This is a genomic window from Cryobacterium sp. MLB-32 (assembly GCF_000738085.1).
GTDB lineage: Bacteria > Actinomycetota > Actinomycetes > Actinomycetales > Microbacteriaceae > Cryobacterium.
In genome coordinates this window covers 1-830 of the sequence record NZ_JPRS01000663.1, presented here as the reverse complement: position 1 = coordinate 830, position 830 = coordinate 1, and the positions used below count along the sequence as shown (strand labels likewise).

At 55.4% G+C, this 830-nt stretch carries 1 pseudogene; it reads right to left on the bottom strand.

Annotation, left to right across the window (positions count from 1 at the left end):
• Nucleotides 1–318: pseudogene (locus tag JF66_RS20755) on the bottom strand (isocitrate lyase); the annotation flags it as partial.
• Nucleotides 319–830: the final 512 nt, after the last annotated feature.

Sequence of the window (830 nt, the reverse complement as noted above, 5' to 3'; positions counted from 1 at the left end):
GGCGATCATCCAGCCGGAGAGGTACAGGTAGCGCTTGTTGGTGGTCTTCAGGTGCTTCTTGATGGAGATCATCTTCTGCTGGCCGATGAAGCCGTGCCAGACGCCCAACGACTGGGTGTAAACGGAGGAATCGGCGTCGTACTCCGCCATGTCCTTGCGCATGATGTCCGCGGTGTACTGGGCGATGTCCAGTCCCGTCTTGAAGCGGTTCTGAGCACGCATGCGTGCGACTGATTCGGGGTTGATTGCGTCCCAGCTGCTTCCGAAGGTCTTCTTCAGGGCTTCGATGGCTTGGGTGTCGTCTTCATAGACGGTCATGTGTATTCCTTCGACGTTGGGGATGGACTGGCCTCTGCGGCTGAAGCGGCGAACCACTGTCGGCTGATAACTAAACACTGGCGCAGATGCAACAGCTATTTCGAAGAAATATCAACAGAAATTGTGCTGTTCTTCTGCTTTTGAGAAGAAATAGACCGCAGCTATGTGAGAACAAGCTCGAAATAACCCGAATTACCCTCATTCGAGGCACGGTGATTTTCGGGCGCACCCACCCGTTCGCGTCACGCCCGGCACCGAATAACATTCCTGTAAACGCCCGCGTGACATCACTCACACCTCTGAGCACAGAACGCCGCCTCTTCCCAGCCGCTCTGTTCTTAACGTTCGCGGGGGCAGCTGAAGCAACTCGGACACCCGATCAAACAAAAAACGGCCAGAACGGGGATTGTGTTCCGTTCTGACCTTCTTCTATCTGGTTCGCTCATACAACGGATGTGTTGGCGTCAGGGCAGCAGGGTCCCGAAAGAACTCAGGACGTGGCGTTGGCCGCT